Below are 23,885 nucleotides of genomic sequence, written 5' to 3'. Positions count from 1 at the left end.
AACGGGACTACTTCGTGCAAGCCTGGTTTCTGTCATTGACCAACATTCATTATATGAAGCGTAATTTCTTCCGAATTCTTCTTGGCGCTTGTAGTTTTTCTCCGTTCATCGTTTTTGCCCAAACTCAACTCAACGGTCAGCAATCGATACCGACTTCCTCGGTGCCATTTCTGAATTTCACACCGGATGCCCGGTCAGGAGCGTTGGGTGAAGCGGGCGTAGCTCTGGCCGATGCGGATGCAAACTCGGTTTTCTGGAATCCGTCAAAATTGGTTTTTGCCAAACAGAGTTCCGGCGCTTCGATTTCGTACACGCCCTGGCTGCGTAACCTGATCGGAGATATGTACTATAGCTATCTGAGCGGCTATGGTAAAGTTGGCAAAAATTCGGTCGTATCGGGATCATTGATGTATTTCGATCTGGGCTCGGTAGATTTCACTACCGATAAAGGCGTCGCTATCGGTACGTTCAATTCGCGGGAATACGCCCTCACGGCCTCGTTTGCCCAGCGGCTCTCGCAAAATTTTGCCCTCGCCGTCGATCTGAAATACCTGAACTCCAACCTGGCTGCCGGTAGCTCTATTCAGGGGTTGAAACCTGGTGCTACGGCTGCTGCAGATATCAGCGCTTATTACCACAACGAAGCACGCGACCACGCTACCGGACAGGGTTTGGGCTGGGGGTTTGGAGCCATGATCTCCAACCTGGGAGGCCGCATCAACTATGGCGGCAACGAACGGTATTTTATTCCGACCAACCTTCGTTTAGGAACCGGGCTGACCTATTATGCCGATCAGTATAACAAGTTCAACTTCGTGCTCGACTTCAACAAACTGATGGTACCCACCCCGAACGTTGTCAATGGTGTCAATCTGAATGGGAATAAAGATTATTTCAGTTCGGTATTCGGGTCATTTGCCGATGCGCCAGGTGGCTTCAGCGAAGAATTAAAAGAAGTAACTATTTCAACCGGTATCGAATATTGGTACAACGATGCATTTGCTGCCCGCGTCGGTTATTTCAATGAATCGAACGATAAAGGTGGCCGCAAATATTTCACAACCGGTATTGGACTGCGCCTGCAGCAGCGCTTCGGCGTCGACTTTTCCTACTTATTACCGGTCAAACAGGGTAATCCATTGGCCGAAACTTTCCGGCTTTCGCTGCAGTTCAACTTCAATAAATCCAACCGGATCACCGACGATGAGGTGACGGATGACTCGAAATAAAAGAAGCGCGAATGCATGAAAAAGCGAACGAGTGAAATGCCTCCCGGTTCAGTTCACTCGTTCGCTTTTTCATGCATTCGCGCTTTTATGATAAAACATGTCCTTAAATAGAAATCAAGCGCCTGCTTTTCAGGCTATTCAGGAGGTCCGGCTTCCTACTGTGCAAACCCATCACTTAGATAATGGCGCTCCATTATACCTCATTTCCGTTGCTCACCAACCGGTTCTGCGGTTAGAATGTGTTTTTGACGCAGGCGCCTGGTACGAACAGATACCGGGCACCGCGTTCTTTGCCATGAAAATGCTGGCGGAGGGCACGCCGTCGCGTGCTTCAGCCGACATTAGCGAATACTTTGACCGCTATGGGGCTTTTCTGGAACTGAACAGTGGCCCCGATCGATCCAGTATCGTTGTTTATTGTCTGACCAAGTTTCTGCCCAACGTTTTAGCGTTGCTGCGCGAAATGATTATGGAGTCAATTTTTCCGGAGAAAGAGCTGGAAGATTTGCGCAACATTACTTTGCAAAATCTGCGCGTCAACTACGAAAAAAACGCTTACCTCGCTGGCGTCTTATTCCGCGAAAAACTCTTCGGAGCCAACCATCCCTACGGGCGCAGTCAGCGGCCTGAATTTGTCACTCAGTTTAGCCGGGGCGAAGTGGTTGACTATTACCAGCGTGCTATCCGGAACCGACCCTTCCAGATCATTCTAGCTGGTCATGCGACTGAAGACGACGTGTTGCAGATTAACCGGGAATTGGGCCAATTACCCATTCATACGGACAGCCTGGCCGCCGTGATTGATCAGCTTCCAACCGACGATGGGCTGCCTGTGCTGGCCGAAAAGCCTGACAGCATGCAATCGTCTATCCGGATGGGTCGGCGCCTGTTCAACCGGGCGCATCCTGATTTCTTCAAGATGCTGGTGACCAACGAGGTGTTAGGCGGCTATTTTGGATCGAGGCTGATGAAAAACATCCGGGAAGAAAAAGGCTTTACCTACGGAATCTCGTCGAACATGCCTTCCTTCCGTCGCGATGGGTATTTTCTGATCGGAACCGATGTAAACAAGGAAAATACGCAGCAGACCCTGGACGAAATTCGCAAGGAAATTCAGATCCTGCAAACCCAGCCGGTACCCTTCGATGAGCTGGAAACGGTGAAGAACTACATGGCTGGCGAATTTGTCGGTTCGCTCAACACGCCGTTCGAGATTGCAGATCGCTACAAGGTTATTCTGCTGGACAACATGCCCGCCGATTTTCTGACCACTTATATCGAGAAAATGCGGGCTGTCACGCCGGAAGACATTCTGGAAACCGCCAACCAGTATCTGGCCAACGATCAGTTGCAGGAGGTTGTCGTGGGAGGTAAATAGGCTTATTGCCAGTATTATTGGGTAGTCAAGCGGTTTTATAGATTAATTATTGGCTGATTAGTAACAATCCCTTAATTTTGGGGTTACATTCCTTTTACAGAGCCGGTAGAATCAGTCGGCGGCTGCTTTATCCAATAATTTGTTGCTAAGCTTTTTTTGATGAACATCTTTTTGATTAGCGTCACGACAGTAGTAGCTTATCTGTTGGGGTCTATCCCCACGGCGGTTTGGTACGGACAGGGATTCTTCGGTATCGACATTCGTCAATACGGTAGTGGAAATGCCGGCGCCACAAATACTTTTCGCGTACTGGGAAAGCGGGCTGGCACCATCGTGATGCTGGTCGATGTTCTCAAAGGCTATACAGCCGCTATCTTGTCGACCCTGCTTTGGTATCTGGATGTCATCACAGTCAACGAAATCCTGACGTTTAAGATCATTTTTGGCTTAGTGGCGGTCATGGGGCATTTATACCCGATCTTCGCCGATTTCAAAGGTGGAAAAGGAGTGGCTACTCTGCTGGGTATGGTGTTGGCAACGCATCCGGAAATGGCTGCCGTATGCATCGGTATTTTTCTACTGGTCGTTATTGCGTCGCAATACGTATCGCTGGGATCTATCATGGCTGCGCTGGCTTTTCCAGTCCTGTTGCTACTGCAAATCTTCGGTCAGAAAGAAAATCCACTGCTGATCGGTTTTGGCTTCGTAATTTTTCTGCTCGTCGTACTGACGCACCAAAAGAATATCGGCCGGTTGCTTCGTGGCCAGGAGAATCGGACGGTGCTGATCCGGTTTCGGAAGAAGTCGTAAGCGAAGAAACATCATCTTGATAAGAACAGACGCCCCGTCGTTGCGCGAAAAGTGCGTAACTTCGGGGCAAACTTTTTAAAGTAGCCAGCCGTCAGATTTAACGGACGATTATTTGTCAGCTACTATCGACTCCATGACAAATTACCTTGAAACAAATAAGCAACGGTTTTTAGAGGAGTTGCTTGCGTTGTTGCGGATTCCATCGGTTTCTGCCGATTCAGCATTTAAAGACGACGTACGCCGGGCGGCCGAATTTGTCCGGGATAAACTCACGGCGGCTGGTCTGGACAAAGCCACTCTGTACGAAACGCCGGGCCATCCGGTAGTTTATGCCGAAAAGATCGTCGATCCTGACAAGCCAACTGTATTGGTTTATGGGCATTACGACGTTCAGCCTGCCGATCCCTACGAACTATGGAATTCGCCCCCTTTTGAGCCAACTATCCGCAACGAGCGCATTTACGCACGGGGGGCCTGCGATGACAAGGGTCAGTTCTATATGCATATCAAAGCTATCGAAGCTATGCTGGCTACCGATAGCCTGGCCTGTAACGTTAAGGTCATGATCGAGGGCGAAGAAGAAGTTGGCTCCGACCATCTGGGTCCATTCGTTGCCGACCATAAAGACTTGCTGAAGGCCGACGTTATCCTTATTTCGGATACCAGCATTCTATCGAACGAGACTCCGTCGCTCGAAATAGGCCTGCGGGGCCTTTCCTACGTGGAAGTGCAGGTGACGGGCGCGAACCGGGATCTACATTCAGGTGTCTACGGCGGTGGCGTGGCTAACCCGATCAACGTACTTTGTGATATGATTGCTTCGCTCCATGACGAAAACGGTCGGATTACCATTCCTGGTTTTTATGACGACGTGGTCGATCTGAGCAGCGAGGAGCGGGCCGAACTAGCCAAAGCTCCGTTCGACCTGGAGGAGTATAAACGCGATCTGGCCATAAACGAGGTAATGGGCGAGGCTGGTTATTCAACTACCGAACGCACGTCGATCCGGCCCACCCTGGACGTCAACGGAATCTGGGGCGGTTACACAGGCGAAGGGGCTAAGACCGTGCTGCCCTCGAAAGCATCGGCTAAGATCAGCATGCGGCTGGTTCCCAACCAAACCCCCGACGAAATTACCGCGCTGTTTACCAATCATTTTAAAGCTATTGCGCCCGCAGGAGTAACGGTTCAGGTGACCCCACATCATGGCGGAATGCCTTACGTGACGCCCGTCGATTCAGTCGAGTTTGAAGCTGCCAGCAAAGCGTTTGAAGACGCCTGGGGTAAAAAGCCCGTACCAACGCGTGGCGGAGGTAGCATCCCCATCACTGCTCTGTTTGAACAAGAGCTTGGCATCAAATCCATTCTCATGGGCTTTGGTCTGGATACCGATGCTCTGCATTCGCCGAATGAAAGCTACGGACTGTTCAATTTCTACAAGGGTATTGAAACAATTCCTTATTTCTACAAGCATTACGCAGCTCTAAAACAATAACCATTTAGCCCGAGTCTATGCATTCGCTTCGGGGCAAGCTTATCGTTCACCTTATGAAAAAAATGCTGTCGGTTTTTCTGCTGAGCAGCCTGGCCAGCACGCTGGCTGTAGCTCAGCAAGCACCAACTACTCGTCCACTGACCCCCGCTGAACAGCGACAGAAAGAAAAAATAGAGCGTGAAATTCAGCGGGAACGTCAGATTCGGGCCGAGTGGGCGCAAAAACAGCGCGAATACGAAGCGAAGCAGGCCGAAAAAGAACGGCTAAAACAAGCCAGAAAAGCGGGTAAAAGTGCAGAAACAGTTGAACCGCCCAAGGAAAAAGTAACTCCCGCGCCAACAGTTGTTACTCCGCCCCCCGCGCCCGTCGCGAATCAGCCCGCGTCGGCTCCGGTCATGACGGCACCGGCCGAACCCACGCGGAAAGAGAAGCGGGAGCAGCGTAAAAAGGAGAAAGAAGCAAAAGAAGCGAAAACGGCCCCCGCGCCCGCCGTTACAAACACCCCCGCAGAAACCGCTCATCCTGAAACCGTCGAGACTAGCCCTGCCCCGGCAGAAGCTCCTGTAACGCCCGCTCCTGTAAAAGCAGCCGCTCCTGAACGGATCAAACGAGTCAGAAAAGCAAAGCCGCAACTGGCCGACTCGGTGGTCATTGTCAACAGCGAACCTACGGTTGTGCAACCCCGACGTGAGTTTCTACCCAAAGGGCATTTATTCGAGCCAATTTTACTGGATCCGCTGGAAGCACAAACGTATGGAAGTGTGTTGCCCGCTTATTGGACGGAGGGGAAGAAATACGCCGGGAGTATCGTTCCCTTTGCTTTCGGATTTGCCAAACCCTTTTATCGCCGGACGGGTGATGCCGGCCGGGCAGAAGAGTGGGTACTGGATCTGGCATCGTTCACGCAATTTGAGGCTTACCACGATGATGTGGCTAACAAAGCACGTCGGCGAATCATGAACACGGATTATAAGATCAGTATCATCTACAACATTCGCCGGGGAGAGAACAATTACCGGATTCGGGTTTATCACCTGTCGTCTCACTTAGGCGACGACTACATTTTCCGGAACCAGATCACCGCTCCTTCGCCTAACGCTGTTAATTATGAGTTGCTGGATTTTACGTACAGCCGAACCGTAAACAATTGGCGGATGTATGGTGGAGCGGGGGTCGTTTTGCGCAAAACCGAAGAACGTAAGCCCATAAGCGCTCAACTTGGCCTATTTTATAAGCGGCCATCTACGAAAGCGGCCCGGCTGGTAGGTGGTGTCGACGTTAAGTTCTGGCAGCAGACCGATTTTCGGCCAGGTATTCACGGAGGAATTGGCATCGAGTTAGGACGAACGCAGAATAACCTGACGTTTCTGCTCGAAGGTTATTCGGGTTTCCGGCCGTATAGCCAGTACGAAGACCAGCAAACGTCCTGGATAGGCGTTGGACTTTATTTGAATCCGTTCTGATCGACGTGTTTTTATAACGCGGGGAGTAACCGCAATTTTCGATTTATCAGCGCGGGTTCTCACCCACGTTACAACTTTTTGTATGGATTTAACCGCATTGACGGCCATTTCGCCCGTTGATGGTCGCTACCGCAAGCAGGTGGAGGCCCTCGCTCCGTATTTTTCAGAGTTTGGTTTGATACACTACCGGGTTCGTATCGAAATCGAATACTTTATCGCGCTTTGTGAATGGCAGATCCCGCAGTTGGCAGGAGTCGATAAAGCGCAGTTTCCGGTATTGCGGGCGTTGTACGAAAATTTTTCGGAAGCCGACGCCCTGCGCATCAAAGAAATTGAGAAAACGACGAACCACGACGTAAAAGCGGTTGAGTATTTCATCAAAGAAAAATTGAAAGGGTCGCCGGTCGAACCGTATCTAGAGTTCGTACATTTCGGGCTTACTTCGCAGGATATCAACAATACGGCTATTCCATTGTCGCTAGCCGACGCGCTCGATACAGAAATAACACCGTTGTATCGTCAGGTTTTTATGCGGATGCAGGAGCTAGCCGAACAATGGAAAGATGTACCGATGCTGGCCCGTACACATGGGCAACCCGCTTCACCGACGCGGCTGGGTAAAGAGTTGCAGGTTTTTGTCGAACGGATCGAAAAGCAGCTTCACTTGCTGTCGGAGATTCCGACGGCGGCTAAATTTGGTGGCGCAACGGGTAATTTTAATGCTCACGTGGTCGCTTATCCGAATCAAAACTGGAAGCAATTCGGTGACCAGTTTGTAGAAAGCCTGGGTATGGTTCGTAGCCAGTTTACCACCCAGATCGAGCATTACGATATGTTGGCCGCTACGCTGGATGCGTTCAAACGGCTGAACACTATTTTAATCGACCTTGATCGGGACGTCTGGACGTATGTCTCCATGAACTACTTCAAGCAGAAGCTTAAAGAGGGCGAAGTAGGGTCATCGGCAATGCCGCACAAAGTCAATCCCATTGATTTCGAAAATTCAGAAGGTAATTTAGGCATCGCGAATGCGCTTTTCGAGCACCTATCGGCTAAATTGCCCATTTCCCGGCTTCAGCGCGATCTGACAGACTCCACGGTACTCCGTAGCCTTGGTGTGCCGTTTGCACACTCGGTCATAGCGCTCAAATCGTTGTTGAGAGGCCTGAATAAACTGGAACTGAATCCGGCTGCTCTTCAGGCCGATCTGGAAGACAACTGGGCTGTAGTGGCTGAAGGCATTCAGACCATTCTTCGGAGAGAAGGGTATCCGCAACCCTACGAAGCCCTGAAAGCATTGACCCGAACGAATGAAAAAATTACGGCCGACACGATCCGGCAGTTTATCGACGGCCTGAATGTGTCGGAAGCTGTGAAAGCCGAACTCCGGGCTGTCACGCCGTTTACGTATACAGGCCTGTAAGGCCGACCGAGACAGTCGGCAGGAAAAGACCAATGCCCGTCGTTCAGTAGGGTGACACAACGAGTTTACCCTTTCGATAGCTCGGTGGCCCGGACCTGCGCAGCTTTGATACCCGTCACTAGTGTATTCGTTAAACTGCCCTGTTCGAACTCGCGCAGGGCGGCTTCGGTGGTACCACCTTTAGACGCTACGGCTTTAATGAGATCATCCAGCGATTTATCGGCGGTATTGATCAGGTGATAAGCGCCAAGCATCGTTTGTTTAACAAGAAGCGCGGCTACGGCATCGTCGAAGCCCATCTGTTTACCCGCTTCAATCATCGCCTTGACGACGTAATAAAAATAAGCGGGGCCGCTGCCGCTCAGAGCCGTCACAGCATCGAGCATGGCTTCGTCTTCGAGAAAAATAGACCGGCCCGTAGCGTTGATCAGGTTTTCGATCCGACGCAGGTTACCCAGGTCCACTTCTTTAGCCGCAGTAAATCCGGTAATCCCCATGCCCAGCATGGCCGGTGTGTTCGGCATTGCCCGCACGACCAGTGGATGACCCAGTTTTTCCTGAATCTGTGCGATCGGTATCCCTGCCATAATGGACAGAATTAACTGTTTAGGTTGCACGATGGCTCGCAGGGCTTCGTGAACGCTGCCAAAATCCTGTGGTTTTACTGAAAGAATGATCAGATCGGCTTGGCCCACGCGTGGTCCTATTGTATCGACCACGACGCCCGCCTTCTCCAATTTCAACGCTTCTGACCGGGCTGCGCTTTTTTCAATCAAAAGCAGGTCGTCTTTTTTTACAAGATCATACTGTATAAACGATTTGGCGAAGGCCATGCCCATGTTGCCGCAGCCAACGATAGCAATTTTCATAGCTTTGTCATTAGACGAATAATCGAAATCATCAGGATTCCGGAACGGTGTAAAGTTTTCCCTTTCGTCGTGCAGGAGCCATAGAGAGGGTAAAAGAAAGGGTCAGGCTTCTCAACCTGACCCTGCAAAACTACAATGATTTTGACTACTTCAGCACCTCTTCCAGTTTCTGCTCAAGAGCATCCCCGCGCAGGTTCTTGGCGATGATCTTCCCGTCTTTATCGAGCAGAAATGTAGCCGGAATAGCCTGAACACCATACTGCTGCGCAGCTGCCGACTGCCAATATTTCAGGTCGGAAACGTGCGTCCAGGTCATATTATCGTTACGAATGGCTTTTGTCCAGTTAGTTTTCGCTTGGTCGAGCGAGACGCTGTAAATAGCGAAACCTTTGTCTTTGAACTTGTTATACATCCGTACGACATTCGGATTCTCGGCCCGGCAGGGGCCACACCAGGAAGCCCAGAAATCGAGCAGCACGTATTTACCCCGCAGCGACGACAGTGGAACGGGGTTTCCGGTCGTATCGCTCAAAGCGATTTCGGGTGCTACGGCACCAACGGAAACACCTTTGATGCGTGCTACGCGGCCAATCAGTGATTTGGCATGTGGGCTATTCGGGTTTTCTTTTTCGAAGCGTTCGGCCAAAGATTCGTAGATCGGAAAGTCAGTTTCAATGTTAATAAAATTTAGCGCAAACAGCGAGACCAGCGAAGTGCCCATATCGGGTAGCATAGCCTTCACTTTATTGACCACGTCGGTTTCTGCGGCTGTGTAGGCCTGCTCGATCTGGGCCATTTTTTTATTATCTTTTTTCTCTGTAGCGGCCGCAGCTTCTTTATTCCAGGCGGCCACACGGTTATCCATATCGGTTTTGAGCGCCATCAGCTTCTCGTAGTACTCCATATTTTTAGAGCCCGTTACGGTCGATTTACCGATCTGTCCGGTTTTTTGGTCCATCCGGTATCCGTCGGCGGTTACATTCAGGGTTTCGCCCCCTTCGATCAACAGGGCCATTTTCTGACCACCGCCCACATTCAGCACCAACACCTCACCGCCGTTGGCTACTTTACCCGTAAGCGTAAATGTGTGGGCAGCCGTGACTTTCGTCGAATCAAGTTTGTGAGTAGGCTGAGCATTCGTTTCCAAATAAATATAACTACCCGGTGTTGCACTCTTGACCGTTCCATTTACTGTAAACGATTTGGTCGCCTGAGCGCTCACGACGAAGCTGGTAACCAACAGCAGGATACTACTAAAGATCAGGTTTTTCATAAATTTTATAACATCTTCGCTAACAACGCATTCACCAGTTTGGGGTCGGCCGATCCTTTCGATTTCTTCATGACCTCGCCGACAAACAGCCCCAGCAGATTTTTCTTTCCTTTTCGGTATTGTGCTACTTTATCGGGCCAGGCTGCCAGTACTTCTTCTACCAACGTTTGTAGTGCGTCGGTATTGCGATTCTGAACCAAACCGTGAGCCTGCGCGAGGTCGGCGGCTGAAGCATCGGGCTGTTCGACCATCAGCGTAAAGACCTGATGCGCTGCGGTTTGGCTCACCGTTCCGTTATCAATTAACATGATTAGCGCGGCCAATCGTTCGGCAGAAATCGGGAATTGGCGGTCGCGCAGGCTTTTTTCGTTGAGGTGTCCTTTCACGGGACCCATGATCCAGTTTGAAACCGCTTTATAATTGGTCGTGTGCGCACAAACGGCTTCGAAATAATCGGCTAGTTCTTTGGCATCGGTCAGTAGAGCCGCATCATAATCGGGCAGGCCATAGTGAGTAATAAACTTCTGGTAAAGCGCAGCCGGAAGCATGGGCATAGAGGCCTGAATAGCAGTCAGCCATGCATCTGAAATAACGACGGGTGTCAGGTCGGGGTCCGGAAAGTACCGGTAGTCATTCATCGTTTCCTTCTCCCGCATGGCATAACTAAGCCCTGTAGCCGCATCGAACGTACGGGTCTCCTGAACGATACGTCCACCTGATTCTGTCACGTCTACCTGCCGCCGGAATTCACTCTCTACCGCCCGCATGACGCTTCGGATCGAGTTCAGGTTTTTTACTTCCACTTTCGTGCCCAGGTGCGTGGCTCCTTTCGGTCGGATGGAGACGTTGACATCGCACCGCAGCGAACCCTCTTCCATGTTGCCATCGCAAATGTCGAGGTAGCGAACCAGCCGCCGGACTTCGGTCAGGTATTGCCCGGCTTCGTCGGCCGTGCGGATGCAGGGTTCGGTTACCATTTCGATCAGCGGAGTTCCGGCCCGGTTATAATCCAACTGAGTAGCCCATTCGTCGCCGTCGTGAATACTCTTGCCGGCATCTTCCTCCAGGTGAATATGGTGGAGCTGGATGGTCGTCTGGTAAGACTGATTCGTTTGCGGATCTTTAACATTTACCCGGATGCCCCCGCCAACGCAGATCGGCCCTTTATCCTGCGATAACTGATAGCCTTTTGGCAGATCGGGATAAAAATAATTTTTTCGGGCAAATACATTGTGGCGCGTGATTTCACTGCCGCAGGCTAAACCCATTTTGACAGCATATTCCACAACTTTTCGGTTTAGCTTAGGAAGCGTTCCCGGATGTCCCAGCGTAATGACACTGATATTTGTGTTGGGCTCGGCCCCAAATGCGTTGGCATCGGCCGCAAAGATTTTGCTGTGGGTCAGTAACTGGCAGTGAACTTCCAGTCCGATAACGGCTTCATACCGTGCCAGTACATCCGGCGAGAGGGTCGCTTCGGCTACCATTGTCAGAAACGAAATGATTTTAGGCAAAGATAGCGAAAAGCAGTGGAGGGCTAAGCGTTCGGCCCGGCACAAAGGTGGACAGATCCGACAGCTAGATCACATTCAACCGGTACTTCAGGTAGGTTTGTGCCAGCAAAGCTATCTTTTGTGGGTTTGGCACCCGTATGCGCTCGGCCTGGATTCGGGCGGCCGGCAGTTGTTTTATTTTATTGAATAAGGTCTGATAGTAGATATAAGCCAGATACACACCCATACGAGCCCCACGCGGTAGGTTTAAGATACCGGTATACGCTTCGTCGAAATCCTGCTGAATGTCGGTTTCGATCCGTTGTTTCGTATCGCAGCCAAAATCGTTCAAATCTACGCCGGGAAAATAGGTGCGCCCGCGTTCGACAAAGTCGCTTTGCAGGTCGCGCAGAAAATTAACCTTCTGGAAAGCAGCCCCTAATTTTCTGGCCGGACCGCACAACCGATCGAACTCTGCCTGATTTCCTTCGCAGAACACACGCAGGCACATCAGCCCAACGACTTCAGCCGATCCGTAAATGTATTCGCAATAGCCGTCTGTGTCGTACTCCTGGTAGCGCAGATCCATCTCCATGCTTTTAAGAAAAGCCTCGATCAGTTCCTGCTCAATCTTATACTGTCGCACGACGAGTTGAAACGATTGCAGGACCGGATTGAGGCTGATACCTTCTTCGATAGCCTGATAGGCGTCGTGTCTGAAACGATCGAGCAAGGTTTTCTTATCGTAATCGTGAAATGTATCTACAATTTCATCGGCATAGCGAACAAACCCATAGATGGCGTAGATAGGAAAATGGAATTTACGATCAAGCGTTTTGATGCCCAACGTAAACGACGTACTGTAACGCTCCGTAATCAGCTTACTGCATTCCAGTGCGGTCTTATCGAATAACGCCATCATACGAAAAAGAGGGTAGATTAAATATAGATTAAAAGGTCAAATTAAGGAAATTCTTTGGCAACTTCATCGGCCACGACTAAACCCGATATAAGAGAAGGAGGGACGCCTGGTCCGGGAACGGTGAGTTGACCGGTGTAGAACAAGTTGTTCACCCTTTTGTTCTTTAGAGATGGCTTTAAAAGTGCGGTCTGTTTGAGGGTATTTGCTAACCCATAAGCATTTCCCCGAAACGCATTATAATCACGTTTAAAGTCACTGTGTGCATAACTGCGCTTGAACAGGAGATAATTACGAATATCCTCGCCTATATACGCTTCGAGCCGATCCATCAGCAACTCGAAGTACTGTTCACGAGTTTCTTCAGTATCGACCAGGTCCGGAGCAACAGGAATGAGAAGAAATAGATTTTCGCAACCGGCGGGCGCTACACTCGGGTCGGTTTTCGACGGTGCCGAAGCGTAGAACAGGGGTTTTGCTGGCCAGCGAGGGGTTTCATAAATTTCTCGGGCATGTTGTTTAAAATCCTCATCGAAGAACAGGTTATGGTGTTCCAGACGCGGTATGCGTTTTGAAACGCCCAGATAAAACAGCAGCGATGAGGGCGCCATGACCCGCTTATTCCAGTAAGCATCGTCATAATTCCGGTGTTCTGGCCCCAGTAAGTGGGTGTCGACGTGGTTATAGTCGGCCCCGGCCACTACTACATCCGTCTCGAAAATACCGTCATTCGTTATCACCCGGTGGGCCTGATTATGCAGAACATCAATTTTCTGCACCGTCTGATTCAGTAAAAGCTTCACGCCTTTTTCTTCGGCCAGGCTGACCATGGCTTTTACGATCTCGTGCATGCCGCCCATCGGATACCAGGTGCCCATCGCCATTTCAGCATAATTCATCAAACTATACATGGCTGGGGTATTCTCAGGAGTGGCGCCCAGAAAAAGAATAGGAAATTCGACTATCTCCAGTAACCGCGGGTGGGAAAAAAACTTGCGGGCGTGGGTAGCAAAGGATTGAAACACGTCGAGTCGTGTGACATCATACAGTAGTTTGAGGCTGAGGAACTCTGTGATGGATCGGCTCGGTTTCCAGACGAATTTATTTATGCCAACATCGTACTTATAGGCTGCCTGCTGTAAAAACTTTCGCAGATTAAGGCCGCCACCCGGTTCGAACGTTTCAAATAAGGCTTCCAGCTTGGGCAGTCCGGCTGGTAGATCGACGGCTTCGTCGGGACCGAAAATGACTTTATAGGAGGGATCGAGCCGGACGAGCTCGTAATAATCTGCGGTTTTTTTACCAAATCGGCCAAAGTAGGTTTCGAAAACATCGGGCATCCAATACCAGCTTGGACCCATGTCGAAAGTAAACCCTTTTTCCTGAAAAACGCGAGCGCGGCCACCCGCGGTGGTATTTTTTTCGAGGAGGGTAACGTCATAACCTTTATCGGCGAGGCTGGTTGCAGCGGCTAAGCCAGCAAAACCGGCTCCAATGACAAGAACGCGCTGGGGCATCAGAAATGATTTGATAGAACTAAGTACGTAAATGCTTGCGGAAGCGATTTGTTTCTTAAACGTACTCAATAAACCCCACTGTCACGCTGTGATGAGCCCGATAATACTGTAAATGATTGATAATCAGGGGTAATAAAATAAAAAAGTTGGGTAGAAACCTGCCCAACTTTTCGAACCTTCCTCTTTTTTAACCAAAAACTACTCAATCAATAAATCTTAGACGGGAGACTTTCCGGAAAGTATCGCCTAAGCGTTAAAATATGCGTAAACTTTTAGTTGATCTTTCAATTCCTTACGGGCAATGTGAATTCTGTTCTTCACTGTTCCGATAGGGATGTTCAGTTTAGCGGCTATTTCATGGTATTTAAACCCGCGAAAATGCATCATAAACGGGGTTTTATACGTATCGTCGAGGCCGTTGACCGCCCGGTTGATGTCGTCCTGAGCAAATGACGAATACGCCAGGTTATCGGTGCTGCTTTCGATCGAATTGATATAGTGAAGATTGTCGGTCGTATCGATGAAGGTGTTTTTGCGCACCATCCGTTGATAGTTGGTGATGAACGTATTTTTCATGATTGTGTACAACCAGGCTTTAAGGTTGGTTCCATCGGTATACTTATCGCGGTTAGTGAACGCTTTCAGCAGAGTATCCTGTAATAAGTCGTTGGCATCTTCAACATCTTTGGTCAGACGGAGTGCGAATGGGCGTAACGATTTTGACACTTTGCCAATATGATTAGTAAATTCGAGAGCGGTCATGGCTGTTTACGTTTTACTGTGAAACCTGAATCTGCAAAGGTTTTATACAAAAACGCAACCAGTCTTTTCCAGCCAGGAAGTTCGTCTGTTTGTTTTCAGGTATAATCTGTTTAAAAACAGGAGTTTAACGCTTTAAAAATTTGTCCGCTTATATCTATACGTCGATGCGGTAAAGTGGCCAGTGTGGAATATTTCCCCCATTTTGTGGAACCACAGGTGTGGATTTTGTTTAGTCTTTCCACAAATATTTTGAACAAAATTGTAGAATTGTGGAATTGGCACAGCCCACTCCACAATTTATCTATATGTTTAAATGAGTTTCTGAACCAGGATCAGATCAATCCCTCGCGCAGCAGGTCGTGCAGATGAATAAAGCCCTGTACCCGGCCGTCCTGGGTCACGATGAGCTGAGTAATATCCCGTTCCTGCATCAGTTGCAAAGCCGCTACGGCGTAATCGTCGGGGGATACACATACAGGAGCAGTCGTCATTACCTCATGGGCATAAAGCTGCCAGAACGAATCGTGTTCATACGCCATGCGTCGGATATCGCCATCCGTTACAATACCTTTCAGAAGTCCATGTTCATCGACAACGGCGGTAGCTCCCAGCCGGTTGGCCGAAATCGTGAAGATGACCTCGCGGATGGGTGTACTGGGTAGTACCTGCGGGCATTGGTTATGTGGGAAAATATCTGCTACTTTTAAATAAAGCTTCTTCCCCAAACTGCCGCCCGGATGATAGCGGGCAAAATCGTGCCGGGTAAAGCCCCGCATTTCCAGCAAACTCACCGCCAGCGCATCGCCCAGAGCCAGGGCGACAGTCGTGCTGGTAGTAGGAGCCAGATTGAGGGGGTCCGCTTCCTGCTCGGCAAAAGCGTGTAGAACAAAGTTGGCGTGTTGCGCTAAATACGAATCGCGGCTACTGACGAGCGCAATCAACTGAACCCCAGTGCGCTTGAGAAGCGGCAGTAAAACCTTGATCTCAGCGGTGTTTCCGCTCTTAGAAATCAGCAGCACCACATCCTGCTGCTGAATCATACCCAGATCGCCATGGATAGCGTCGGCGGCATGCATGAATAAAGAAGGAGTACCGGTCGAGTTCAGAGTTGCTACGATTTTCTGACCGATCAGGGCACTTTTTCCCACGCCCGTAACGACCACACGGCCAGTAGTGTGCAGGATCAATTCCACGATGGCCGTGAACTGATCATCCAGTAAATCAACCGCTTTTTGGATGGCATTGGCTTCAGCCAATAACACGGAGCGGGCAATGGTCTGAGGATTTTTTATTACTTTCAACGTCAGTTATGCTAATCAGAAATAGTTTGCTGCGTATATTCGCTAACTTTATAAAGCAAAGATACGGCAAGCGAATAGAGTAAAGTAACTTTTGTACGATTTGTAGAATGATGCAGGTTGATCAGACGGTCTATACGACCCTCAAAGAGCGACTAAAAGAAATTTTCGGCTATAGTCAATTCCGGGGCGAACAGGAAGCCATTATTTACAGTATTCTGGCCGGGCGCAATACGTTTGTTATTATGCCCACAGGTGCCGGTAAATCATTGTGTTATCAACTGCCAGCCATTGTTAGTGAAGGCACGGCGGTCGTTATTTCACCCCTGATCGCCCTCATGAAAAATCAGGTCGACCAGCTAAATGCCTTCGGAATTAACGCGCAGTTTCTGAACTCGACGCTGTCTAAGGCCGAGATGAATAAGGTAAAAAAGGACACCCTGAGTGGTTCTTTAAAGCTGCTTTACATTGCCCCGGAGTCGTTGACGAAAGAAGAAAATTTGGACTTTTTAAAGAGAGCCCAAATTTCATTCGTGGCAATTGACGAGGCTCACTGCATCTCAGAGTGGGGACACGATTTTCGGCCAGAATACCGTAAAATACGGGGCATCGTCGACAATATTGGTAACCTGCCGGTGATTGCCCTGACTGCCACGGCTACGCCCAAAGTGCAGCAGGATATTCAGAAAAACCTGCAGATGGAGGACGCTAACCTCTATAAGACGTCGTTCAATCGGAAAAATCTTTATTACGAGATCAAGCCCAAAGTAGACGCCAAAAAGCAACTCATTAAATATATAAAGCAGAATAAAGGCAAGTCGGGGATCGTCTACTGCCTGAGTCGGAAGACCGTTGAGGAAATTGCCGAATTATTATCCGTCAATGACATACGGGCATTGCCTTATCATGCTGGTCTGGATCCACAGACGAGAATGAATAACCAGGATGCATTCCTAAATGAAGATGCCGATGTCATTTGCGCTACGATTGCCTTTGGGATGGGCATCGATAAACCCGACGTGCGGTTTGTCATTCACTACGATGCGCCTAAATCGCTGGAAGGCTATTACCAGGAAACGGGCCGGGCGGGCCGTGATGGGCTGGAGGGCAACTGCGTCATGTTTTACAGCTACGACGATATCGTCAAGCTCGAAAAATTTAACAAAGACAAGCCCGTTACTGAGCGCGACAATGCCAAGCACCTGCTGGCTGAGATGGTTTCCTATGCCAATCTGGGGGTCTGTCGTCGTCGTCAGTTACTGGGCTACTTCGGAGAATATCTGGAAAAAGACTGTGGTTTCTGCGATAACTGCATGAAACCCACGGAGAAATTCAAGGTGCAGCATGAGGTTGTTCTGGCTCTGCAAACGGTGTTGCAAACCGACCAGCGTTTCGATGTGACACACCTTGCAGACGTCTTGACGGCCACGGAAAATCAGTACGTGACCAGTTATGAACACGATCGGCTTGCGGTATACGGCAAAGGCCGGGAGTTTAATGAACACTGCAACTACTGGTGCTCACTAATCAAGCAGATCACCATTTACGGATATCTGGAGAAAGATGTCGATAACTATGGCGTCCTGAAACTGACGCAGCGAGGCCTGAATTATATCGAAGATCCGTATCCAATCTCGCTCTCGAAAGATCACGATTATGAGCAACAGGGGGCCGATGCGAAAGAAGACGAGGATAAAGATTCGATGCCCGCATCGGGCGGAGTTGCCTACGATGAAGAACTGCTGGGGCTATTGAAAGCGCTTCGAAAGAAGATTGCCAAAGAAAAAAATCTGCCGCCCTACGTTATCTTCCAGGAGACATCTATGGAAGAGATGGCCACAACCTACCCGACTACGCGGGAAGAGATGGCCCAGATCAATGGTGTGGGTATGGGTAAGGTTCAGAAGTTTGGGCGGCCCTTTATCGATCTGATTACCAAGTATGTCGAAGACAACGAGATTGAAACGGCTAAGGATGTCGTTATAAAATCTACGGTCAATAAATCGAAGGTTAAAATTTTCATTATCCAGCAGATCGATCGAAAAGTGGATTTGGATGAAATCGCCGAATCGAAGTCGCTAACGATGGAAGACCTGATGGAGGAAATCGAGCACATTTGCTACTCCGGTACACGGCTTAATCTCGATTATTACATCAATCAGGTAATGGACGAGGATCGGCAGGACGAAATCTACGAGTATTTCATGCGGGCCGAAAGCGATAATATTGCAATCGCCATGCGGGAGTTCGGGGGCGACGACTTCACCGAGCAGGATTTACGACTGATGCGCATTAAGTTTCTGTCGGAAGTAGCCAATTAATCAATGAATAAGGTACGATGTATAATGCATGAAGAGTTGTTGCAACGATTGTTCGTTATACATTATTGATTCACTAAATGAACATACTTATACTGGGTTCGGGTGGGCGCGAACATGCATTTGCGTGGAAATTGTCGCAAAGCCCGTTGTGTGATACGTTGTTTGTGGCGCCGGGGAATGCCGGAACAGCACAGGTAGCAACTAATTTACCCATTAGCTACAATGATTTTTCCGCCGTGGTTAAGGCGGTCCAGGATCACCAGATCGATTTGTTGATTGTTGGTCCGGAAGAGCCTTTGGTAAAGGGAATTGTCGATTTTCTGCGTAAGCAGCCCGATCTGGCAAATCTGCGGATTATCGGCCCCGATGAACGAGGAGCGCAGTTAGAAGGGAGCAAGGATTTCTCCAAGCAATTCATGCTTCGCTACGGGATTCCGACAGCTACCTCGAAAACATTTACCGCAGACACCCTTCAGGAAGGGCTTACCTATCTGGAATCGCACCCCTTACCCATCGTTCTGAAAGCTGACGGATTAGCTGCCGGAAAAGGGGTTATTATTGCCGAAACGCTGGCCGATGCCCGAACCGCTTTGCTGGACATGCTCGATGGGCATAAATTTGGTGAGGCCGGTAGTAAGGTTGTTGTCGAGCAATTCCTGCGGGGCATCGAGCTGTCAGTATTTGTGCTGACCGATGGAGTCAACTATAAAATTTTACCCGAAGCCAAAGATTATAAACGCATTGGCGAGGCCGATACCGGCCCCAATACGGGCGGCATGGGAGCCGTTTCGCCAGTTGTATTTGCCAGTCAATCGTTTTTGCAGAAGGTCGAGGATAAAGTGGTGAAGCCGACCCTGGCCGGTTTGCAAAGCGAGCAGATTACTTATCAGGGTTTTATATTCGTAGGGTTGATGAAAGTAAACGGAGAGCCTTACGTTATCGAATACAACGCCCGGATGGGTGATCCAGAGACTGAAGTCGTACTGCCCCGCATTCAGACAGATTTTGTCGAACTGATGGTTGCTACCGCCGATGGAGAACTAGATCGGGTTGCCATACAGGTGTCGCCCCAGACAGCCGTAACGACCGTTTTGGTGTCGGGCGGTTATCCGGGCGAATATGCAACCGGTAAAATCATTTCTGAACTTGAACGTTTAGAAGATGTGACCGCGTTCCATGCTGGAACGCTGGCCAAAAATGGTCACGTGTTGACCAACGGTGGGCGGGTTCTGGCCATAACGGCTCAGGCCAACTCGCTTGAAAACGCCGTCAGAAAGTCGCAGGAAGCGGCTCGGGCGGTACAATTTGATGGGAAACAGTACCGAAAAGACATCGGCGTCGATTTGATTCGGTACGCGGACTAGTCGATAGCCGCCAGGAAAGATTCGTTAGTAATAGGTGTACTAATGGTTGCTGACAGGGACTATCGGCCGTTCACTAACGACACTAAAGTATATGAGTTGTAAATCTTGTGCAACCGGTGGGTGTGGGTCCCAACGCGTAGTATCCGATGGTCTCGGCGGGGCACCGCAGAAAACGGCCACTTCAGGATGCGGAAGCGGAGGGTGCAGCACCGCAGGGGGAGGCTGCAATAAATTAAATTCGTTCGACTGGCTGAGCGACATTGCCATGCCAGGTATGAAAAGGTATGATGTTGTAGAAGTTAAGTTTAAAGGAGGCCGGAAAGAGTATTACCGGAACGTTCACCAGATCGATCTGACAACGGGCGATTACGTAGTGGTCGAGATGCAGTCTGGCTTTCATATCGGAGCCGTCTCGTTGCAGGGCGAACTGGTGCGGTTGCAGGTAAAAAAGCGGGGAATAAAAATCACTGACGATACGAAAGTGATCCACCGAATCGCCACGACCAAAGACCTCGAACGTCACGAACAGGCGGTTCTGCGTGATCTGCCCGCCCTGTACCGTTCCCGCGAGATCGTTCGTGAGCTGAAGCTGAACATGAAACTGTCCGATGTGGAGTTTCAGTCGGACAACACGAAGGCGACGTTCTATTACTCATCCGAAGAGCGCGTCGATTTTCGGGAGCTGATTAAAATGCTGGCGAGCGAGTTTAAGGCCCGGATCGAAATGCGGCAAATTAGTCTGCGCCAGGAAGCGGGTCGGTTGGGGGGCATTGGTTCCTGTGGCCGCGAACTTTGCTGCTCTACCTGGCTGACTGATTTCAAGAATATCGCTACGTCGGCTGCACGCTATCAGAACCTGTCGCTGAACCCAGCCAAACTCTCGGGCCAATGCGGCCGTCTGAAGTGCTGCCTGAATTATGAACTCGACACGTATGTAGATGCGCTGCGGGATATTCCTACGATCGATAAACCGCTGGAAACGCAAAAAGGGCGCGCTTTTCTGCAGAAAACGGATATTTTTCGCAAACTGATGTGGTTCGGTTACAGTGCCGAAAGTACCTGGCATCCGCTTCCCATTGGGCGCGTACTGGAAATTGTCGAGTTGAACAAAAAAGGAATCATTCCCGAATCGTTTGAGGTCCTGACACCGATAGGCGAAAAAGAACCCGTTACGGCGGCTGCTCTGAACAGCGATCTGCAGAAACTGGATGCAAAGTATACGTCCCGACCTGCGAACAAGAAGAAAAAGAAAAAGCCGCGTGGACCCGAAACCGGTACCCCGAAAGCAGCTCAGAACGGTAAAACCCGCTAACAAACAACCCCGATCGATAAGGTCGGGGTTGTTTGTTATAAAGAATTACGCTTTTTGACGCCCTAAAAATCGCCGGAATAGAATGGGCTGAAGACGTAATAGCTACTATCCCGTTGCGCCCGTTTGGGGGAGGTCTGAATATTCAGCGCAAACCGATGGCGTTGATTGGGACCGCTGGTCCACTGCTCGAACGGGCGTTCACGGGTGTAAAGCGTTTCGACTTCCCGAACATGGATGCTTTCTATAGTTGTCTGAGTGGTAGGTAATCCATTGATATATAAATCGATATCGCTGCTATACTCGTCGTAAAGCTGGAGATGGTTATCTTTTTTGCACTTGACAAAAGCAAGTTTGTTTTTGAAAAAAGACGCTTCGAGTAACGAGTTCATCGAAAAAGTAGCTGAATTGCCAAGAGGATTGTCTGAGATGGCGTTGGCCAGCATAAACTGCTTCCATTTCACTCGTGTATAATTGAGCGATGGAGTCTTGTGGGTTGTGCTGATGAAAATGCGGTACGATTCTTCGTAGTCATCAGCCATAGGCATTTCGTCCCACTTTCGATACACCAGCAGGTCGTTTACTTCCTCAAAAGCTAACGTCGACAGCTGTTGAACTGGCACTGGCTGCCCATTGATGAAAACTTTAACCTGCTTTCCATTAGAGAGTTTTATTTCTAAGCGGCCCTTGCGCAAACATAAAATCTCCGGATATTGAAACTGGGCAGAATTAGTCATAATCACCCGATTCTGGAAGCGGAGTGTATCGTTGAGGTTTCCACCTTCCAGCAGCGCGGACGAACAAAACCAAGGTATATCCGGCTCATTCAGTTGAGCAGCCAACACCCGGGTAGCATTGGTCAACGGAAACTTAACCCCTGGTCGCCTAACGGGAGTGTATTCGTCAGCCGGGTATTTATGTCGACAGGCGAATATCATTATACCCATAACGACCGACCAGCTCAGGTAACGCCAGGAGGCTGACCGGCCCGAGCGTGGGGCATTCATCATCCCGATGCGCTGGCGGAGCGTAGATCCATCGAAACGGTTGGTGAAGGCGTACATAGGTTTAGTTATCCTCGTTGATATAAAACAGTAAGTATCTTGTGCCAGCTTGTTTTCGCTCCTGTTGTTTTGCTGACGCATACCCGTATAGGACAGCAAGCGTATAAAGCCGGTCTATTTTTATACGTCGTATATCTTCGGAAGTAGCTGGTTTGTTGTTAATAAATACATTGGCAAGATTTACCGCATTGTCAACCGATAAGTAGCCATTTGGATCGACTCGAACAAAACTCCTGGGCTCCGTCTGTTCGATAATCTCTTTTGGAGAGAATCGACGTAAGCCAATGCCCAGATGCCCATACGTGCGTTGCCCTTCTGCAATCAGGTCCTCTATCTTTTTATTGACAGTCGACCTTGCTGTGGATAATTCTTCATCGCGGGCCATTGCTACGAGCCCCTGCGGGATGTGCAGAAAGTCGTTATTGAATGGATAAGACCCGACTGCGGCAACTGTGTTCAACGTATTTAAACCATTATATCCACCGTGTGACCGTATGGGGCCCCCGTTCACCCCCGTTTCCTCAAAGTCGCTGACGCCAACTACCGGTCTAATGATTTTTATCCTGATATCCGTGATATAGGCCTTCTGCGGATCGTACTTTAACGTCTGAACCTGCATTCTGTAGCCATGCCGTTCGAATTCCCGTTTTATGATGGCCAAGTCATCGAAACTTGTCTTTGGTGTAATGATCCAGTAGAGTTTGTCGCCTTCATACTGCATGTATCGCGATGGGCTCATATAGGCGGTGTCTGCGTGAGTCCATTGACCGGCCGTATCCACCCTTCTTGGCTGAACAGGCAACTTTTGCGTACGTAATTTACCAACTCCTGATTCAACAGATCCGGTTTTTGGCGCAGTCTCTTTCGTCGGTTGAGCTGGTTTCGTTTTTGGTTCAGCTATAGCCGCCAGCGTTTCTGCAATAGGGTTCGATACATAACTGTGTAGTTCCTTTATAGGTTGCGGACGAGCAAAGGCAGTTGCTACGGTGAAGGCAATTGCGAAAAAAACGGGGTACTTTAGCCAGGCGAAAGTCGAAGAGTTGGGTCGATTGATCATGGCAATCCGGGATTTAAGTTGCGATTTGCTGAAATGATTAGTCAAGACCGCCTTACTGGCTGAAAGGCTTACTTTCAGTAAATGGTATTGATAGGTTTTTACATCTACCCCTTCCGCCAGCACAACCTGGTCGGCCCTGAATTCGAGGGTTTGCTGTAGTAAATACCGGAACAGATAAGCCGCCGGATTGAACCAGAAAATGATGCACAGCAATTCGGTCCCGATCATATCCAGACTATGGAGCTCGCGAACATGAACCCGCTCGTGCCGAAGAATCTGTTCCAGCTCATCTGGCGTGTGCTGAGTAGGATTCATGACGACCCAGCCAAAAAACGAAAACGGCGACGAGATGCCTTCGTTCCAGACCAGTGTAAACTCATCGTATGGTTCATGTACGGATCGGTCGACGAGTTTTTTTAATGACACCAACTGGCTGATAAACCGGACGGACAGCACAAAAAGCCCAGCCAAGTAAAGTGTAATCAATCCTGATTGCCAGGACCATACAAATGGTCTGGGCTGAATCTGAAACGTGGCATGGGTCTTTTGATTGGGAGAGACAATGAGTATCTCAGGCTCCGGGTTCTGAAGCCTGGGTAATACTCTGGGAATGATAACCTGTGCGGTTCGCTGCATAACGGCACGAACGGGCTGCGGCCGCCAGTCGGGTAATTTGAGTAACGGAACGACAAGAGCACCGAGCAGACCCAGCCAGAGCGCCAGCCGATTAGCACCCAAAAACGTTTCGCGCCGAAGCAGAACGTAATAGGCAACGCTTACAACGGCCAGTAGCCCGTTGCCTGCCAATACATATCGCAGCGTCTCCATGCATGTATCCCGG

Annotated in this window: 18 protein-coding genes; 9 read left to right on the top strand and 9 right to left on the bottom strand. The window is 49.6% G+C overall.

The annotated features are described in order from the left end of the window. The first annotated feature begins 53 nt into the window (after positions 1-53). The 6 genes from porV to purB all read left to right on the top strand — a co-directional run bounded on the left by porV (position 54) and on the right by purB (position 7,798). Positions 54-1,229: a type IX secretion system outer membrane channel protein PorV gene (porV, locus tag ACYVC2_RS31620; RefSeq protein WP_461109578.1), complete on the top strand. Its 1,176-nt coding sequence runs from the start codon at positions 54-56 to the stop codon at positions 1,227-1,229. 97 nt (positions 1,230-1,326) lie between these two features. Further along, positions 1,327-2,607, top strand: coding sequence for a M16 family metallopeptidase (locus tag ACYVC2_RS31615; RefSeq protein ID WP_461109576.1), 1,281 nt, complete (start codon positions 1,327-1,329; stop codon positions 2,605-2,607). Positions 2,608-2,766: 159 nt separating this feature from the next. Next, positions 2,767-3,417: a glycerol-3-phosphate 1-O-acyltransferase PlsY gene (gene plsY / locus ACYVC2_RS31610; protein WP_461109574.1), complete on the top strand. Its 651-nt coding sequence runs from the start codon at positions 2,767-2,769 to the stop codon at positions 3,415-3,417. Between the two features lie 133 nt (positions 3,418-3,550). Then, a complete protein-coding gene (locus tag ACYVC2_RS31605) occupies positions 3,551-4,912 on the top strand; it encodes a dipeptidase (protein ID WP_461109572.1) in 1,362 nt (453 codons plus the stop codon). Positions 4,913-4,965: 53 nt separating this feature from the next. After that, on the top strand, positions 4,966-6,375 hold the full coding sequence (locus ACYVC2_RS31600) for a DUF1207 domain-containing protein (RefSeq protein WP_461109570.1): 1,410 nt from the start codon (positions 4,966-4,968) through the stop codon (positions 6,373-6,375). Between the two features lie 82 nt (positions 6,376-6,457). After that, a complete protein-coding gene (gene purB, locus ACYVC2_RS31595; RefSeq protein ID WP_461109568.1) occupies positions 6,458-7,798 on the top strand; it encodes an adenylosuccinate lyase in 1,341 nt (446 codons plus the stop codon). Positions 7,799-7,863: 65 nt separating this feature from the next. Here the strand turns inward: purB and proC are convergent, their stop codons facing one another. The 7 genes from proC to ACYVC2_RS31560 form a co-directional block, all read right to left on the bottom strand. Next, positions 7,864-8,667, bottom strand: a complete 804-nt coding sequence (proC, locus tag ACYVC2_RS31590; RefSeq protein WP_461109566.1) for a pyrroline-5-carboxylate reductase — start codon at positions 8,665-8,667, stop codon at positions 7,864-7,866. 145 nt (positions 8,668-8,812) lie between these two features. After that, a complete protein-coding gene (locus ACYVC2_RS31585) occupies positions 8,813-9,940 on the bottom strand; it encodes a redoxin domain-containing protein (protein WP_461109564.1) in 1,128 nt (375 codons plus the stop codon). Positions 9,941-9,945: 5 nt separating this feature from the next. Further along, a complete protein-coding gene (gene gatB, locus ACYVC2_RS31580; RefSeq protein WP_461109748.1) occupies positions 9,946-11,427 on the bottom strand; it encodes an Asp-tRNA(Asn)/Glu-tRNA(Gln) amidotransferase subunit GatB in 1,482 nt (493 codons plus the stop codon). Positions 11,428-11,518: 91 nt separating this feature from the next. Further along, positions 11,519-12,355 carry a phytoene/squalene synthase family protein gene (locus ACYVC2_RS31575; RefSeq protein WP_461109562.1) on the bottom strand — a complete coding sequence of 279 codons (837 nt, stop codon included), beginning with the start codon at positions 12,353-12,355 and terminating at the stop codon, positions 11,519-11,521. 41 nt (positions 12,356-12,396) lie between these two features. Then, entirely contained in the window at positions 12,397-13,869 is a 1,473-nt protein-coding gene (locus ACYVC2_RS31570; protein WP_461109560.1) for a phytoene desaturase family protein, read from the bottom strand. Positions 13,870-14,115: 246 nt separating this feature from the next. After that, a complete protein-coding gene (locus ACYVC2_RS31565; RefSeq protein WP_111347040.1) occupies positions 14,116-14,631 on the bottom strand; it encodes an RNA polymerase sigma factor in 516 nt (171 codons plus the stop codon). A 332-nt stretch (positions 14,632-14,963) separates the two neighbouring features. Next, complete coding sequence (locus ACYVC2_RS31560; RefSeq protein WP_461109558.1) at positions 14,964-15,932, bottom strand: KpsF/GutQ family sugar-phosphate isomerase; 969 nt, start codon at positions 15,930-15,932, stop codon at positions 14,964-14,966. A 107-nt stretch (positions 15,933-16,039) separates the two neighbouring features. Here ACYVC2_RS31560 and recQ point away from each other — a divergent pair, with 107 nt between their 5' ends. The 3 genes from recQ (at position 16,040) to ACYVC2_RS31545 (ending at position 20,926) form a co-directional block, all read left to right on the top strand. Then, positions 16,040-18,250, top strand: a complete 2,211-nt coding sequence (gene recQ / locus ACYVC2_RS31555; protein ID WP_461109556.1) for a DNA helicase RecQ — start codon at positions 16,040-16,042, stop codon at positions 18,248-18,250. Positions 18,251-18,327: 77 nt separating this feature from the next. After that, positions 18,328-19,614: a phosphoribosylamine--glycine ligase gene (gene purD, locus ACYVC2_RS31550; RefSeq protein ID WP_461109554.1), complete on the top strand. Its 1,287-nt coding sequence runs from the start codon at positions 18,328-18,330 to the stop codon at positions 19,612-19,614. Positions 19,615-19,705: 91 nt separating this feature from the next. Then, entirely contained in the window at positions 19,706-20,926 is a 1,221-nt protein-coding gene (locus tag ACYVC2_RS31545; protein ID WP_461109552.1) for a PSP1 domain-containing protein, read from the top strand. Between the two features lie 62 nt (positions 20,927-20,988). Here ACYVC2_RS31545 and ACYVC2_RS31540 read toward each other — a convergent pair whose 3' ends face one another. Together ACYVC2_RS31540 and ACYVC2_RS31535 are read right to left on the bottom strand one after the other, a co-directional pair. Beyond that, a complete protein-coding gene (locus tag ACYVC2_RS31540) occupies positions 20,989-21,987 on the bottom strand; it encodes a hypothetical protein (protein WP_461109550.1) in 999 nt (332 codons plus the stop codon). 4 nt (positions 21,988-21,991) lie between these two features. Next, the gene (locus ACYVC2_RS31535; RefSeq protein ID WP_461109548.1) at positions 21,992-23,872 is read right to left on the bottom strand and encodes a M56 family metallopeptidase; all 1,881 of its coding nucleotides are present in this window, start codon (positions 23,870-23,872) and stop codon (positions 21,992-21,994) included. Between the last annotated feature and the right edge of the window lie 13 nt (positions 23,873-23,885).

Source organism: Spirosoma koreense (assembly GCF_054777875.1).
The sequence above is the reverse complement of the archived record's forward strand: the minus strand, read 5'-3'. Positions and strand labels throughout refer to the sequence as shown.